The 15,114-nt window shown below is 61.5% G+C and carries 13 protein-coding genes; 7 read left to right on the forward strand and 6 right to left on the reverse strand.

Translation table 11 applies throughout. From position 1 onward, the window contains the following. The first annotated feature begins 40 nt into the window (after positions 1–40). Positions 41–1,363 (forward strand): aspartate aminotransferase family protein, encoded by a 1,323-nt coding sequence (locus ACQ4W4_RS03665; RefSeq protein ID WP_436540817.1) that lies wholly within the window; start codon positions 41–43, stop codon positions 1,361–1,363. Here ACQ4W4_RS03665 and ACQ4W4_RS03670 read toward each other — a convergent pair. Continuing rightward, the gene (locus tag ACQ4W4_RS03670; protein WP_436541116.1) at positions 1,360–1,623 is read right to left on the reverse strand and encodes a PAAR domain-containing protein; all 264 of its coding nucleotides are present in this window, start codon (positions 1,621–1,623) and stop codon (positions 1,360–1,362) included. The genes ACQ4W4_RS03665 and ACQ4W4_RS03670 overlap by 4 nt on opposite strands. A gap of 310 nt (positions 1,624–1,933) precedes the next feature. Here ACQ4W4_RS03670 and ACQ4W4_RS03675 point away from each other — a divergent pair, with 310 nt between their 5' ends. The 4 genes from ACQ4W4_RS03675 to ACQ4W4_RS03690 all read left to right on the forward strand — a co-directional run bounded on the left by ACQ4W4_RS03675 (position 1,934) and on the right by ACQ4W4_RS03690 (position 8,704). After that, positions 1,934–4,174 carry a protein kinase domain-containing protein gene (locus ACQ4W4_RS03675; RefSeq protein ID WP_436540818.1) on the forward strand — a complete coding sequence of 747 codons (2,241 nt, stop codon included), beginning with the start codon at positions 1,934–1,936 and terminating at the stop codon, positions 4,172–4,174. After that, positions 4,171–4,728 (forward strand): hypothetical protein, encoded by a 558-nt coding sequence (locus tag ACQ4W4_RS03680; RefSeq protein WP_141170352.1) that lies wholly within the window; start codon positions 4,171–4,173, stop codon positions 4,726–4,728. The genes ACQ4W4_RS03675 and ACQ4W4_RS03680 overlap by 4 nt, the downstream gene beginning before the upstream one ends. Before the next feature lie 242 nt (positions 4,729–4,970). Continuing rightward, positions 4,971–7,664: a DNA mismatch repair protein MutS gene (gene mutS / locus ACQ4W4_RS03685; RefSeq protein WP_436540819.1), complete on the forward strand. Its 2,694-nt coding sequence runs from the start codon at positions 4,971–4,973 to the stop codon at positions 7,662–7,664. Then, entirely contained in the window at positions 7,661–8,704 is a 1,044-nt protein-coding gene (locus tag ACQ4W4_RS03690; protein ID WP_436540820.1) for a hypothetical protein, read from the forward strand. The genes mutS and ACQ4W4_RS03690 overlap by 4 nt, the downstream gene beginning before the upstream one ends. Before the next feature lie 304 nt (positions 8,705–9,008). On the opposite strand, the gene ACQ4W4_RS03695 is transcribed toward ACQ4W4_RS03690, so the two are convergent. Then, positions 9,009–9,554 (reverse strand): FKBP-type peptidyl-prolyl cis-trans isomerase, encoded by a 546-nt coding sequence (locus ACQ4W4_RS03695; RefSeq protein ID WP_152250192.1) that lies wholly within the window; start codon positions 9,552–9,554, stop codon positions 9,009–9,011. A gap of 93 nt (positions 9,555–9,647) precedes the next feature. Here ACQ4W4_RS03695 and ACQ4W4_RS03700 point away from each other — a divergent pair, with 93 nt between their 5' ends. Together ACQ4W4_RS03700 and ACQ4W4_RS03705 are read left to right on the forward strand one after the other, a co-directional pair. Next, a complete protein-coding gene (locus tag ACQ4W4_RS03700) occupies positions 9,648–10,769 on the forward strand; it encodes a JmjC domain-containing protein (RefSeq protein ID WP_436540821.1) in 1,122 nt (373 codons plus the stop codon). Between the two features lie 353 nt (positions 10,770–11,122). Continuing rightward, the gene (locus ACQ4W4_RS03705; protein WP_077407633.1) at positions 11,123–11,380 is read left to right on the forward strand and encodes a hypothetical protein; all 258 of its coding nucleotides are present in this window, start codon (positions 11,123–11,125) and stop codon (positions 11,378–11,380) included. Between the two features lie 173 nt (positions 11,381–11,553). On the opposite strand, the gene bamC is transcribed toward ACQ4W4_RS03705, so the two are convergent. The 4 genes from bamC to ACQ4W4_RS03725 form a co-directional block, all read right to left on the reverse strand. Continuing rightward, a complete protein-coding gene (gene bamC, locus ACQ4W4_RS03710; RefSeq protein ID WP_436540822.1) occupies positions 11,554–12,747 on the reverse strand; it encodes an NlpB/DapX family lipoprotein in 1,194 nt (397 codons plus the stop codon). 81 nt (positions 12,748–12,828) lie between these two features. Continuing rightward, positions 12,829–13,707 carry a 4-hydroxy-tetrahydrodipicolinate synthase gene (gene dapA, locus ACQ4W4_RS03715; protein ID WP_436540823.1) on the reverse strand — a complete coding sequence of 293 codons (879 nt, stop codon included), beginning with the start codon at positions 13,705–13,707 and terminating at the stop codon, positions 12,829–12,831. An 84-nt stretch (positions 13,708–13,791) separates the two neighbouring features. Further along, positions 13,792–14,364, reverse strand: coding sequence for a class I SAM-dependent methyltransferase (locus ACQ4W4_RS03720; protein ID WP_436540824.1), 573 nt, complete (start codon positions 14,362–14,364; stop codon positions 13,792–13,794). A 35-nt stretch (positions 14,365–14,399) separates the two neighbouring features. After that, complete coding sequence (locus tag ACQ4W4_RS03725; RefSeq protein WP_436540825.1) at positions 14,400–15,080, reverse strand: site-2 protease family protein; 681 nt, start codon at positions 15,078–15,080, stop codon at positions 14,400–14,402. Between the last annotated feature and the right edge of the window lie 34 nt (positions 15,081–15,114).

Raw genomic sequence — 15,114 nt, forward strand, 5'->3', positions numbered from 1 at the left:
ATAATCGGCCATTCTCCCTTGCCGATAAGAAAGCGATACCATGAGCCATGTCTTCCACCGCAGCCTGACCGCCACCTACCCTGTCGCCACGGGCGGCGATGGGCCTTACCTGATCGATGCGGACGGCAAGCGCTACCTGGACGCCTGCGGCGGCGCGGCCGTCTCCTGCCTCGGCCATTCGGATGCGGCCGTGAGCGCCGCCGTGCAGCGGCAGATTGCGACGATGGCATACGCGCACAGCTCGTTTTTCACCAGCGAGCCGATGGAGCAGCTGGCCGATTTTCTCGTCGAGCGGGCACCAGACGGCATCGACAGCGTGTATTTCGTCTCCGGCGGCTCGGAAGCGGTGGAAAGCGCGCTCAAGCTGGCGCGCCAGTATTTCGTCGAGCGGAGCCAGCCCCAGCGCCGCCACGTCATCGCCCGCCGCCAGAGCTATCACGGCAACACCCTGGGCGCGCTGGCCACGGGCGGCAACGCCTGGCGCCGCCAGCAGTTCGAGCCGCTTCTCATTGGCGTGACCCACGTGTCGCCCTGCTACGCCTGGCGCGACCAGCAGGCGCATGAAACGGATGCCGACTACGTGGCGCGCCTGGGCCAGGAACTGGAAGACCATATCGCCGCACTGGGCGCGGAGAACGTCATGGCCTTCATCGCCGAGCCCGTCGTCGGCGCCACGGCCGGCGCCCTGCCCGCCGTCGCCGGCTATTTTGCGCGCATGCGCGACATTTGCCAGCGCCACGGCATCCTCTTGATCCTCGACGAAGTCATGTGCGGCATGGGCCGCACGGGCAGCCTGTTCGCCTGCGAGCAGGAAGGCGTCACGGCCGACCTGATCTGCATCGCCAAGGGCCTGGGCGCCGGCTACCAGCCCATCGGCGCCGTGATGGTGTCGCAAGACATCCGCGACACCCTCCGCGCCGGCACGGGTTTCTTCCAGCACGGCCACACGTACATCGGCCACGCCACGGCCTGCGCCGCCGCGCTGGCCGTGCAGCGGCAGATCGAGGAACGCGCTTTGCTGGCCAACGTGCGCGCCATGGGCGCCTTGCTGAACGAGCGGCTGCAGCAGCGCTTCGACGGCCATGCGCACGTGGGCGACATCCGCGGCCGCGGCCTGTTCCTGGGCCTGGAACTGGTGCAGGACCGCGCCACCAAGCAGCCGTTCGATCCGGCCCGCCGCCTGCACGCGCGCATCAAGGCGCACGCCATGCAGAACGGGCTGATGTGCTACCCCATGGGCGGCACCATCGACGGCCTGCATGGCGACCACGTGCTGCTGGCGCCGCCCTACATCATCGACGCCAGCCACGTCGACGAGATCGTCGACAAGCTGGGCGCGGCCATCGACACGAGCCTGGCCTAAGCGCGCCCGCTGCTTCCGACGGTAGACATCAGTCTGGCGCCGCAGCTGGTCTTGTGGCCGTCAAACGCCACGGGCACGCCATCGATCAGCACCTGCGGATCGCCCTCGGCGATCACGCAGCGCACATGGCCCTTGATCGGGCAAACGCAAGGGTCGCCCTTGCGCGCCACAGCCACACCCAGCACCGTACTCTTCGGCGCCGCGCCCACCACCTTGCCGCCGTGGCTGGTGGGATCGTTCAAACGGATCACGCCACGCATCATGCCTCCCATCCTGGTCCAACGCATACAGCGGCATCTGTCCATACGGTGCCGCTCCCGCCTGCATTATCGGGCGCTACGGACCAGTCATCATTGCGTTCGAGCACATTGACGGCATACCGACCGCCGGAATACCAATAGTGGCCCAACAGCACTTTTGTTCACTCCTTGCCAATATTAATTGACTTATTCGAAACAATCGTTTTAAATCAGGATGTTACTCAAAATCAATCATCTTGCGCATTCCAACATCGCATTGACCCTTTTCGATGCTTGACGCCCACGTTGATGCACTCTCAAGCCAAGGTATATGGAACTGCTCGACTCCCAGCGTCAGACCCCGCCGCAAGACGACACGATCAGCGGGCACTACGAAGTGCGCCGCTTGCTGGGCGAAGGCGGTTTCGGCCATGTGTTCGAAGCCTGGGATGCCAAGCTGTGCCGCAGCGTGGCGCTCAAGCGCCTGAAACCGCAAGCCGACGTGCTGCATCCGGAAAAACTCATCAATGAAGCGCGCCTGGCCGCCTCGCTCAAGCATGCGGCCTTCGTGCGCATCTTCGCCATCGAGGGCCAGGGCACGGGCCAGTCCATCGTCATGGAACTGGTGGAAGGCCAGACGCTGGGCCAGTTCATGCACAGCGGCAAGGCGGACTTGCAGGCCGCGCTCGACATCGCCTACCAGATCGCCGACGCCATGGACGAGGCGCACGCCATGGACCTCGTGCACGGCGACCTGAAACCATCGAACCTGATGCTGGAAGCAAGCGGCAAGGTGCGCATCCTCGACTTCGGCCTGGCCCGCCACATCGACCCGCAAGCCACACAAACGACTACCCTGTGCGACTTGCAGGGCACCATCGCTTACATGGCGCCCGAACGCCTGATGGGCCGCCTGCCCGACACGCGCGGCGACGTGTATGCCTTGGGCGCCATGCTGTACGAAATGCTGGCCGGCCAGCGCCACTTCGCCCACCTGAACGGCCTGGCCCTGGCCGCCGCCCACATGCAGGCGACGCAGCCGTGGCCCGACCTCCCGGACTCCGTCCCACCCGCCATCAACGCCCTCGTGCGCGCAATGACGGCGCACGACCCGGCCGAACGGCCACGCACCATGCGCGATGTGCGCGAGGCGATCGGGGCGCAGCGCGGGGAACCGCTCCCCCTGGCGGCGCCACTTGCCGACGCGACGTCCGCGAAAGAAGAACCGCCCGCCAGCGTCTCCATCCGCCTGCCCCTGCCCCGCAAGCGCACCCTGAAATGGGGTGCGGGCGTGGCGCTGCTGGCGGTGCTGGCGGGATGGCAGCTGCCCAATATCATTCCTGCCGTCAAATCGTTCGTCACGGGGGAAAAGGCACCCGCGCCGTATTCGGAGATGGCCAGCATGGCGGCGGGGATGGAAGCATTGCGCTCGTTTGACCAAGAAAGCGCACAGAAACAGGCAGTTGAATATTTCAGTACCGTACTCAAACACAATCCTGAACACGCTGCGGCAAATGCCGGCCTGTCACTGGCTTTCACATTGCACTATTTTGGCAGTGGGCGTGATGAAACTTGGCTGAAACGCGCAGACATTGCCGCAAAACAAGCATTGGCAGCCGACGATCAACTGGCTCTTGCCCATGTGGCACAGGCCTGGGTACTGGAGTACCAAGGCAAACGTCCGCAAGCGATGCAGGAAGTCACGGCAGCCTTGAACCTTGAACCAAGCAATCTGCTGGGCATGTATGGTAAGGCGCGCCTACTCATCCATGCACAAAAATTTGACCTGGCTCAGGAAGTGCTTGACAAGGCTATCACACTATATCCCCGTAATCGCCCTTTGATTTCTATCCTGGGCAAACTGCACTACAACCTAGGCAATTACACGGAAGCTGAAAAGCACTTTCGGAAAGCTATACAGATAGATCCGCATGTGGCCAATGCCTACGCCCAACTCAGCGGCACACTGGACCGTCTGAATCGCAGTGACGAAGCCCTGCAGGTGCTACAGCAAGGATTACAAGTGCATCCTGACTGGGAACTGTATACCAACCTCGGCAATGCCCTGTTTAACCGGGGCGACTATCTGGGAGCAGTGCAGGCATTTAAGAAAGCCGTTTCAGACAATAAAGGCGGTCCCGGTAACTACCTGTTATGGGCGAACCTGGCGGATGCCCAACGGTGGGTACCCGGACAGGTTGAATTGTCACGCGACTCTTACCGGCGCGCAATTACGCTGATTCAAGTGATGCTACGCCACTCGCCAGACGACCCAAAAATCAATTCTCGGCTGGCGCTGTATTCAGCCTACGCGGGCTCGCAAGACGATGCGCTCAAGCACGTAACACAAGCTGTCCAGCTTGCTCCCACATTGCCAGACATCCAGTTCAGGGCCGCACTAACCTATGAACTGATAGGCAAGCGCAATGAAGCGATGGCGGCGTTGCAACAGGCACTGGAACGCGGCTACCCCCTCAACCTGATCGAATCAGCTCCCGATCTGTTGACACTACGGCGAGATGTTCGCTATCAGAAATTACTTATTAATATGGAAAGAAATCAGAAAACATGACGTATGAAAAACCCTGGATGAAGTTATCGGTCCATTTTGATGCAGACCAAATCACTAACCAGCTCGACTATGCGTTTACTTCCTGCGACGGCAGCGCTGACCCGCGCCACGGCCCCTACATGGGCGGTGTGCATTTTCAGCAAGGCCAGCACGTCTACCTGGAAGTCAATTGCTGTGGCACAAAGGCGAGTGGTTTTACCTCTTTCCAAATCGTCGATTGCTGCCTCATCAGCGTACCCCAGCTGACCCAAATCGGCCCCGACGTACCCACCCGCTACTCGCTGCCATCTCCCTTTCTGCAAGCGACCGGCGCCACCTATCAGGTGCCCCTGGATTTCGAGTCCCATGTCCTGCCACCAGACCCTGCCCTGCCCGATCTGCGCCGCATCCGCCAGGATTGGAAACACAACCTTGACGTGGGTCAGAGCAAGGGGCGCTGGGAACTCTCGTTCGTACTGACTGTACGCATCATTCGAGGCGAGCAAGACTTGCCGGAATTGCGTGTCTTCAGTTTTGACCCGGAAGCATCAATAGGCGGCACTGTCGATACGTAATCCGTACAGCCACCGACAGACACTTTTCGCCCAACCACTAGTACTACCGGATATCCAAGCCGCGCCACCTCCGCGCGGCTTTTTCACATCCGCACGCAATACGCCGCCCCGCCCGCCGAAAGCGGTAAAATGACGGCCTTGAACCCAAGCTCCGCCCCCTGGCGCGGCCTTGAACGCACACAGCACCACACACAGCCCGGCAGGCACGCCTTTCCTGCCGCCGGACCAACGACAAAGAACACATGACCACCGTCCCAAAAGAAATCAACGCCGCCGCGGCAAAGAAGAATTCGGCTGAAAAGCTCACGCCCATGATGCAACAATATATGGGCATCAAGGAAAACCACCCGACGATGCTGGTCTTCTACCGCATGGGCGATTTCTACGAGCTGTTTTTCGAGGATGCGGAAAAAGCCTCGCGCCTGCTGGGCATTACCCTGACGGCGCGCGGCGTGGCCAGCGGCAACCCCATTAAAATGTGCGGCGTGCCGTTTCATTCGCTCGATGGCTATCTGGCCAAGCTGGTCAAGCTGGGCGAGTCGGTGGCCATCTGCGAACAGATCGGCGATCCGGCCACCAGCAAGGGCCCTGTCGAGCGCAAGGTCATGCGCGTGGTCACGCCCGGCACCCTGACGGATGCGGACTTGCTGCCCGAGAAGGCCGAGCGCCCGCTGCTGGCCATGTGCAGCATCACGCAGCGCAAGACGGTCACCACGGGCCTGGCCTGGCTGTCGCTGGCCAGCGGTGCCTTGAAGCTAATGGAATTTTCCGGCGACAGCGCCACCGTGGCCGTGCGCCTGCAGCAGGAGCTGGAACGCATCGTGCCGGCCGAAATTCTCAGCGGCGACAACGGCAACCTGTTCGACGATTACGCGGGCACGCACATCAACCGCGTGCCGGACTGGCATTTCGACGTGGTGGGCGGCCACAAGGCCCTGCTGGATCAATTGGGCGTGGCGACCCTGACGGGCTTCGGCGCCGACGGCCTCGGCGCCGCGTTCGGCGCGGCCGGCGCGCTGCTGCGCTATGCGCAATCGACGCAGGGACGCGGTCTGCAGCACGTGCGCTCCCTGACAACCGAGACGGAAAGCGAATTCATCGGCCTGGACGCGGCCACGCGGCGCAACCTGGAACTGACGGAAACCATCCGCGGCCAGGAATCGCCGACCTTGTTTTCCCTGCTGGATCATTGCCGCACGGCCATGGGTTCGCGCATGCTGCGCCACTGGCTGCACCATGCGCGGCGCGACCAGAACGTGGCGCGCGCGCGCCATGAAGCCATCGCCGCGCTGGCGCAAAGCGAAGCGGCGGGGCCCTTGGCCGCCACCCTGGCGCAAGTACCCGATATCGAACGCATCACCACGCGCATCGCGCTGCTGTCGGCCCGTCCGCGCGACCTGGCCGCCCTGCGCGACGGCTTGCTGCAACTGCCGGCCCTGCGCGGCGACGTGGTCCGTTGCTATGGTCCTGGCCAGGGCGGCGAAAGCGGCTTGCTGGCTGCCATCCATACGGCCTTGGCCACGCCGACCGCCTGCCTGGACTTGCTGGTGCGCGCCGTGGCGCAGGAACCGGCCGCGATGGTGCGCGACGGCGGCGTGTTCGCCACGGGTTTTGACACGGAACTGGACGAACTGCGCGCGCTGTCGGAAAACGCGGGCCAGTTCCTGCTCGACCTGGAAACGCGCGAACGCGCGCGCACGGGCATCGCCAACCTGCGCGTCGAATACAACAAGGTGCACGGCTTTTACATCGAAGTCACGCACGGCCAGACGGACAAGGTGCCGGACGATTACCGCCGCCGCCAGACCCTGAAAAACGCCGAGCGCTACATCACGCCGGAACTCAAAGTGTTCGAAGACAAGGCCCTGTCGGCACAGGACAAGGCCCTCGTGCGCGAAAAACTGCTGTACGACCTGCTGCTGGCCGACTTGGCGCCGCACATTGGGACTTTACAGACCATTTCGCAAGGCCTGGCCCAGCTCGACACTTTGAATGCGCTGACGGAACATGCGCAACAGCACAACTGGGCCGCGCCGCAACTGGTCGAGGAACCGTGCATCAACATCGTAGAAGGCCGCCACCCCGTGGTGGAAAAGCAGATCGAACGCTTCATCGCCAACGATTGCCGCTTCGTCAACGAGCGCCGTTTGCTCCTGATTACCGGCCCGAACATGGGCGGTAAATCGACCTTCATGCGCCAGGTGGCATTGATCACCCTGCTGGCCTACGTGGGCAGCTACGTGCCGGCCGCTTCCGCCACCATCGGCCCCATCGACCGCATCTTCACGCGCATCGGCGCCACCGACGACCTGGCGGGCGGACGCTCGACCTTCATGGTGGAAATGACAGAATCGGCGGCGATTTTGAACGGCGCCACCGAGCACTCGCTGGTGCTGATGGATGAAGTGGGCCGCGGCACCTCGACCTTCGATGGCCTGGCCCTTGCCTGGGCCATCGCGCGCCATCTGATCGACAGCAGCCGCAGTTTCACCCTGTTTGCCACGCACTACTTTGAGCTGACGCAACTGCCGGATAGCCACCCGAGCGCGGCCAACGTGCATTTGTCCGCCGTCGAGCACAAGGACAGCATCGTCTTCCTGCACGCCGTGCAGGCCGGTCCCGCCTCGCAAAGCTACGGCTTGCAGGTAGCGCAACTGGCTGGCGTGCCGCAGCCTGTGATCAAGGCGGCGCGCAAGCACCTGGCGCGCCTGGAAGCGCAGGCACTCGACGCCACGCCGCAACGCGACCTGTTCGCGCTGCCTTCCGCCGATCCGTATGCGCAAGAGGAAGAAGAGGAAGCGGGGGCGCCGCTGGCCGCGCTGAACGCGGCGCAGCAAGCCTTGCTCGACGCCATCGCCGACCTCGATCCCGACGCGCTCACGCCGCGCGATGCGCTGGAGCAGCTGTATCAGTTGAAACGGCTGGCCGCCGCATGACGATCCGGCGCGGCATTGTTAGCCTGCGCCTGCTGGCCGCCGGCTTGCTGGCCGTCAGTCTGCCATGGCAGGCGGCGCTGGCCGCCCCAGGCGACCAGGCCGGCTTCGAGTTTGCGGTGCTGGGCCACTCCTTCAACGCGGGGCCGGACGACGGCCCCCTGAAGAAAGCCATCGCCGAAACGAGCGCCTTCAATGCCTCGTTCGTGGTGGCCACCGGCATCAAGGCCGCCAGCGAATCGTGCAGCGACAAACTGTACAGCCAGCGCAAGGAGGTGCTGGACGCCAGCGGGCCGCCGCTGATCGTCTCGCTGTCGGCCAGCGACTGGGCCAACTGCCGCAATTCGCGCGGCAGGGTCAACGCCATCGAACGCCTGAACCGGCTGCGCGACGTGTATTTCGCCGACGACCAGAGCCTGGGCCAGCGCAAGCTGACCCTGTCGCGATTGTCATCGACGGCGAAGTTCCGCAGCTATGCGGAAAACGCCCACTGGGAATACGGCGGCGTGCTGTTTGCCACCGTCAACCTGCCCGCCAACAACAACCATTTCCTGCCAGAAGCGGGACGCAACAGCGAATTCGAAGACCGCCTGGTGGCCAACCGTTCCTGGCTGCAGCGCCTGTTCGCCATGGCGCAGCGCAAGAAACTCGACGGCATCGTGCTGTTTTCCGATGGCGATGTGGGCGTACTGGACGAAGAAGACAATTCGCTGCTGCCCAGCTTCAGTTCGAAACAGGATGGTTTTGCGGGACCGCGCAAGCAGATCCGTACCCTGGCGAAGAAGTTCAGCGGCAAAGTCTTGCTGGTCGATACGCAACGCGATGGCGACGCGGAGGGCAAGGAAGGGAAAAGTAAAAAGGCCGCGGCCAGGACGGACGCGCCAAAGATCCGCTGGAAAGGCAACCTGGGCCACGTCAGCATCGACAACGACTGGTCCGCCATCACCGTACGGCCCGGCAAAACCCCATTCTTTGAGGTGCGTCAACGTGCCACTCGGCCATCGGCGCAGGCACGGGCCAAGGCATCGACTGTGCGCCGATAAAAAATAAGGCCGACGAAGTCGGCCTTTATTCATTCAATCCACCAGCGTCACGACGCCTGACAAAACCGTCGCGAGCGGCAGTGATTTGTGGCCGAGAAGCGCAACCGTACTCCAGTACGGTGAGCATCGCCGGTCGCAAAGCGCGCCGCGCAGCAGGTTTGGTCGGGTGTTACCCAGCAGCGTCACGACGCCTGACAAAACCGTCGCGAGCAGCTGCGCGGCGTGGCCGAGAAGCGCAACCGTACTCTAGTACGGTGAGCATCGCCAGCCGCGCCCCGCTGCGCGCAGCAGGTTTGGTCAGGTGTTAGTGGATAGGGTGGGTGCGGAAGTGATCGCCGTCTTCGCCTTCATCATCTTCATCGCCATGGTCATGGCCGTGTGCGCCATGCACGTGGCCATGGGCGATTTCTTCTTCGGTGGCTTCGCGCACGTCAGCGACGGTCAGCGAGAAGCGCAGCGCGATGCCGGCCAGTGGATGGTTACCATCCAGCACGACCTTGTCGTCGGCGATATCGGTCACGGTGAAGATCATCGCTTCTTCATCCGGCGAATCGCTTTCCGGCATGCCTTCGAACTGCATGCCCACTTCCAGCGGCTCAGGCAGGCGATTGCGCGGCTCGACCTTGACCAGGGCGGGATCGTATTCACCGAAAGCATCATCCGGTTCGATCTGGATCGTGTTGGAATAGCCAACTTCCTTGCCGTCGAGTTCTTCTTCGATCTTCGGCAGGGTGTTTTCATAATCACCGTGCAGGTAGACCATCGGCTGACGGCCGTCTTCGATCAGATTGTCTTGCGCGTCTGACAGTTTGTAGTTGACAGTCACGACCGTATTTTTGGCAATCTTCATTATGCTTCCTTTCATTGTATAAGCTGGCAAATTATACCTTCACGCCGCCAACGGCAGGCGCATTCCTGCATTTCCGGTTGTTATAATGGGCGCATGAAAAAATTAACTCTCCTCGGCGATATCACGCCGGCGCAATTCCTGCGCGACTACTGGCATAAAAAGCCCTTGTTGATCCGTCAAGCCGTGCCTGGCTTCAAGGCGCTGTTCGATATCAAGGCCCTGGCCGAGCTGGCTACCCTGGACCACGTCGAATCGCGCCTGGTCAGCCATGCGGATGGCCACTGGAACATGCAGCAAGGTCCGTTGACCAGCCTGCCCTCGCTGAAACAGAAGGAATGGACGCTGCTGGTGCAGGGCGCTAACTTGCACAGCGCCAAGGCCGACGCCCTGCTGCGCCAGTTCCGCTTCCTGCCCGACGCGCGCCTGGACGACCTGATGGTCAGCTTTGCCACCGATGGCGGCGGCGTGGGTCCGCATTTCGATTCCTATGACGTGTTCCTGCTGCAAGGCCAGGGCAAGCGCCATTGGCGCATCGGTGCGCAGAAGGACCTGAGCCTGATCGACGGCTTGCCGCTGAAAATCCTCAGCAACTTCACGCCCGATGAAGAATTCACGCTGGAACCGGGCGACATGCTGTATTTGCCGCCCCACTACGCGCACGACGGCGTGGCCATCGGCGACTGCCAGACGTATTCGATCGGTTTCCGCTCACCCACGTTCCAGGAACTGGGCGAAGCCTTTTTGCAATTCATGGCCGATTCGATCGACTTGCCGGGCATTTACAGCGATCCCGACCTGAAAGCGTCGGGCAAGCCGGCGGAAATCCCCCGTGAGATGCTCAGCACCATCACCGAAGAAATGAACAAGGTGCGCTTCACGGAAGAAGACGTGACCATTTTCCTGGGCGAACACCTGTCGGAACCGAAGCACAATGTGTTTTTCACCCCGCTGTCGAAGCCATTGACGGTGGGCCGCTTCGCGGACGCCGCGCAGAAAAAGGGTGTCGTGTTGTCGCGCAAGACGTTGATGCTGTATCGTGGCAAGAATGTCTTCATCAATGGCGAATCGTTTGCCATTGGAAAAGCCGACAAAACGGCCCTGGAAACTCTGGCCAACGAACGCGCCCTCGATGGTGCCGCCGTGGCCCAGGCGTCCGATGACGTGATGGATGCCTTGTACACCTGGTATCAGGATGGCTGGATCGAACTGGCTTGAATGAGAGTGTCGTAGCAAAGTGGTATTACAGTAGGTAAAATAACAGCTTCTGTGCCAGCGCAATGAAACATATTATTTTTATATCGTTTTGTCGCGCTTTCGCAAATCGCTTACACTTGCTTGCAATTTGCTTCGGCAAATATTGCGATATCACAAAATAGTTGCGAATTTGCCTCTTGCTCCTATTGCGACGCACCAAAAATCGCTATAATATTCGGTTAGGAAGTTTCCGTTGTCTGGCAGGCACCACCTGGTACGAAAAGCCTTCGAAGACGACCTAACGAGCGATAATTACCGGTAATTATTCATCGCAACAATATTGATTTATTTTTTGAAATAATTAAGGAAAACAAATGAAAAAATCCCTGCTGATCGCCTCCCTGATGGTTGTTGCTCTGGCTGCTTGCAGCAAAAAAGAAGAAGCTCCTGCACCAGCACCAGTAGTTGAAACCCCAGCACCAGCACCAGCAGTTGAAGCTGCTCCAGCTGCTGCTGCTGCTGACGCTGCTGCTTCGGCCGCTACCGACGCTGCTGCTGCTGCTTCGGCTGCCGCTTCGGCCGCTACCGACGCTGCTTCGGCTGCTTCGGCTGCTGCATCGGCTGCTAAGTAATTTAGCACCCTGCACTAGAGAAAGCCGGCCTTCGGGCCGGCTTTTTTGCGTCCGGCGCTTTATCCGCGGGATAAAGCGCCGGACGCAAACATATTAAAAAAGGCTGGTCCGGTTTTCCGGGCCAGCCTTTTTTAATGCGCGGCAGACTCTGATGCCTGCCGCGAATGTAGCGCTTATTTCAACTGATCGTTCAGCAGACCCAGGATCTTCTCGGCCACTGGCGAGGTATCTGGCTGGCCTTCGTTGCCGAGGATGCTGACCCGGCTGGTCGAGCCCGTGCCGGCCTTGACGAGCACGCGGTAGCGTTGCGCTTCCTTGTCCTTGTCGGACGACGAGCCCCAGCTGAACAGCTTCGAGAAGAAGCCATCTTTCTTGACCGCATCCGGATCGACGTAACGCACGAAATACGTGCCTTGCGTGCGGTCGCGGTCTTCCACGGTGAAGCCAACGCGGTCCAGCGCCAGGCCGACACGGCGCCAGGCGCGGTCGAAACCTTCATCGACTTCGATGGCGCGCGCCGGCGTGGCGGCATCGCCCACCAGCTTGGCATGCTGCGGCTGCACAATCGCGGCATCGACGGACGTCTTCGCTTGCGCTTCGTCGCTGGCCGCGCCCAGGCGCGTCATCAGCTTGGCCAGGAATTGCGCTTCCAGACCCGGATCGTTCGGGCGAGCGGTCCAGGTGGTGGTTTCCTTGTCGCGGCCGGTGACAACCTCTTCCACGCCGCGGTGGCTGATGTAGATCTCGGTCGAACCGTCGGCCAGGCGCTCCACGCGGGTGCGGAACTTGTCTTTTTCACCGGTCGAGTAGAGCGAATCGAAGGCCTTGCCGATGGTGCTGCGGATAAAGTCTTGCGGTACCTTGGCGCGGTTTTCGTTCCACTCGGTTTCCATGATGCCCGCCGTCGGCTGGTCGACGGCAATGGTAAAGCCCGAATCTTCCCAGAACTGCTTGAGTTGCGGCCACAGCACCTCAGGCGACTGCTTGACGACCAGCCAGCGCTGGTTGCCCGCGCGCTCGACCTTCACGCCGCCTGCCGTGACCGGCACCACGCCGACCACGCCGTCGGCGCCCACGACGACCGGGGTACCGGCCGTGGCGTTGCGCTGCGCGTTGTAGCCGGAAGCCGTGGCCACGCCGTTTTTCGCATCCGGCAAGGAGTAGCGGTTGTCCTGCTGCAATTGCGTCAGGTCAGGCGGCACGTCCAGGGTGCCGGCTTTCTTGACCGACTTGTAGTCGACCTTGTCGCCGCCGACTACCGAACTGATCATGCCGCAGCCCGCGAGGCTGGCTGCGACGGCGCCGATGACGATGCCGCGGACGGCGAAGGTGGCAGGCGCCGATTGGTTTTTCTTGCAATTAGTCATGTCGTAACTGGATAAGAAGCTAAGTAGCAGCTGGAATCAGGGAAGGTCCGGACTGGTCAAGTCCGGGCTTAAAGTTCGGCCTTAAGACAGGACGCCGGCGTCGCGCAAGGCATCGCGCACGGTGGCATGGCAATTTTCAGCCAGCGGCACCAGTGGCAAGCGTATGCCGGCAGGCATCAGGCCCATTTCGGCCATCGCCCATTTGACGGGCACCGGGTTGGGCTCGACAAACAATTTCTGGTGCAGAGGGAACACTTTGTTATTGATGGCAATCGCCTTGGCGCGTTCGCCCGCCATGGCCGCGACGCACAGTTCGTGCATGGCGCGCGGCGCGACGTTGGCCGTCACGGAAATGTTGCCGTGGCCGCCGCAGAACATCAGCGCCATGGCCGTCGGATCGTCGCCCGAGTACACGGCGAAGTCGGCCGGCACGAGGCGCAGCAGGTCGACGCCGCGGCCGATATTGCCGGTCGCATCTTTCACGCCGACGATATTCGGGATGGCGGACAGGCGCACGATGGTCTCGTTGCTCATGTCGGCAACCGTGCGGCCCGGCACGTTGTACAGGATGACGGGGATGTCGACGGCTTCGGCGATGGCCTTGAAGTGCTGGTACATGCCTTCCTGGGTAGGACGGTTGTAGTACGGCACCACTTGCAAGACAGCATCGGCGCCCGCTTCTTTCGCGTAACGCGTCAGCTTGATGGCCTCGGCCGTGGAGTTGCCTCCGGCACCGGCGATGATAGGAATGCGTCCCTTGGCATGTTCGACGGTCAACTGGATCAGTTCACAGTGTTCTTCCACGCTGACTGTTGCCGATTCGCCCGTTGTGCCAACGATGACGATGCCGTCCGTACCCTCGGCGATATGCCAGTCGATCAGCTTGCGCAAACCTGGAAAGTCCAGACTGCCGTCTGCGTGCATCGGGGTGACGATTGCTACAATGCTGCCCTTGATCATAGTAAGTTTATAGCGCCGATAAATAAAACAACGATTGTAGCGGATAGCCCGCGCCTGTGGTGCATTCTGACATAGTATGGCCGCTCAAAACGTCGGCAGCAAGGCTGCCAACCGTGGAAAATCCGGCCGGACGGCACAAATTCGTTGCACCAGAGCAGCTTTTGGCCGTTCCACGCGTCCATCCTCATACGCTACCACACGCAAGCCCTGCTGCACCGCCCAGGTCAGCATTTCGCCTTCCTTGAGCAGGAATTTCGGATTCGACGGCTTGCCGAACTGCTCATTACCCTCGGCAAACGTTTCATACAGCAGCACGCCATCGGGTGCCAGGCTGGCAAGCATGGCTTCCAGCAGCGGCCGGTGCAGATAATTGGTGACGACGATGCCGGCAAAGCGGCCGGGTGCGAAGGGCCACACGGCACCCGGCGCCTCCAGGTCCACCAGCGAGGTGGTAATGCCCGTGCCGGCCGCCTTTTCCAGCATTTCAGGATCATGGTCGAGCGCGAGCACCGGGTGGCCCAGGCTCACCAGGTGGCGCGCATGGCGGCCTGCGCCGCAAGCCAGGTCCAGCACTTCGCCGCCCGGGATCAGGGGCGCCCAGCGGCGCAGCCAGCCGGAAATCGCTTCGGTTTCTACAGTTGGTTCAATTACTTGCATCGGTACTTCCATCAGTTAATTTCGTTTTGGCAGCATCAGCCCAGCAGCATGCGCAGCGGCAAGGTCAGCGCATACAGGATCTCCACCGCCTTCTGCAGCACCCCGCTCAACGCCAAGCCCAGGTAGCCCTTGTAGCTCAGAAAAATCAGCAGAGCGAAGACGAAGGGCGTGTAGCGGTCGATGCTGGCGTACTTCCTGGACAAACCGGCGGGCAGCACGCCAGCGACGATACGCCCGCCATCGAGGGGCGGCACGGGTATCAGGTTAAAGCAGAACATGACCACATTTACCGCCACGCCAGCCAGGCTCACCTCGTCAAGGAAGTTGCGCATGGCGAAACCCGGCGATACCGTGCTCAGCAAGACGTGCGCAATCATCCAGCCCAACGCCATGGCCAAATTGGCCATCGGCCCGGCCAGCGCCACCCAGGCCATCTGTCCCTTCGGATTGCGCAGGCGGCTGAAATCGACGGGCACCGGCTTGGCGTAGCCGAACGGCACGCCGATCGCCCAGTACAAGGTCAGGGGCAGCAAAATCGTGCCGAAAAGATCGATATGCCGGATGGGATTCAGACTCAGCCGGCCCTCGTTCGAGGCCGTCGGATCGCCGAAATACCGGGCCGCGTAGCCATGCGCGGCTTCATGCAGGGAAATGGCAAACAGCACGGGCACCAGATACACCGCGACTGTCTGGACCGTCACATTGATATCATTCATGATGCCGATTTTAACAGAGGCGCCCGCTGTCCTT

This window comes from Janthinobacterium glycogeni (assembly GCF_051380725.1).
Lineage (GTDB): Bacteria > Pseudomonadota > Gammaproteobacteria > Burkholderiales > Burkholderiaceae_D > Janthinobacterium.

What these genes read in the sequence shown, in the direction of transcription:
- mutS (WP_436540819.1), top strand. Translation starts at nt 4,971, where the DNA reads ATGACCACCGTCCCAAAAGAAATCAACGCCGCCGCGGCAAAGAAGAAT.
- ACQ4W4_RS03700 (WP_436540821.1), top strand. Translation starts at nt 9,648, where the DNA reads ATGAAAAAATTAACTCTCCTCGGCGATATCACGCCGGCGCAATTCCTG.
- dapA (WP_436540823.1), bottom strand. Translation starts at nt 13,707, where the DNA reads ATGATCAAGGGCAGCATTGTAGCAATCGTCACCCCGATGCACGCAGAC.
- bamC (WP_436540822.1), bottom strand. Translation starts at nt 12,747, where the DNA reads ATGACTAATTGCAAGAAAAACCAATCGGCGCCTGCCACCTTCGCCGTC.
- ACQ4W4_RS03690 (WP_436540820.1), top strand. Translation starts at nt 7,661, where the DNA reads ATGACGATCCGGCGCGGCATTGTTAGCCTGCGCCTGCTGGCCGCCGGC.
- ACQ4W4_RS03695 (WP_152250192.1), bottom strand. Translation starts at nt 9,554, where the DNA reads ATGAAGATTGCCAAAAATACGGTCGTGACTGTCAACTACAAACTGTCA.
- ACQ4W4_RS03670 (WP_436541116.1), bottom strand. Translation starts at nt 1,623, where the DNA reads ATGCGTGGCGTGATCCGTTTGAACGATCCCACCAGCCACGGCGGCAAG.
- ACQ4W4_RS03720 (WP_436540824.1), bottom strand. Translation starts at nt 14,364, where the DNA reads ATGCAAGTAATTGAACCAACTGTAGAAACCGAAGCGATTTCCGGCTGG.
- ACQ4W4_RS03705 (WP_077407633.1), top strand. Translation starts at nt 11,123, where the DNA reads ATGAAAAAATCCCTGCTGATCGCCTCCCTGATGGTTGTTGCTCTGGCT.
- ACQ4W4_RS03680 (WP_141170352.1), top strand. Translation starts at nt 4,171, where the DNA reads ATGACGTATGAAAAACCCTGGATGAAGTTATCGGTCCATTTTGATGCA.
- ACQ4W4_RS03665 (WP_436540817.1), top strand. Translation starts at nt 41, where the DNA reads ATGAGCCATGTCTTCCACCGCAGCCTGACCGCCACCTACCCTGTCGCC.
- ACQ4W4_RS03725 (WP_436540825.1), bottom strand. Translation starts at nt 15,080, where the DNA reads ATGAATGATATCAATGTGACGGTCCAGACAGTCGCGGTGTATCTGGTG.
- ACQ4W4_RS03675 (WP_436540818.1), top strand. Translation starts at nt 1,934, where the DNA reads ATGGAACTGCTCGACTCCCAGCGTCAGACCCCGCCGCAAGACGACACG.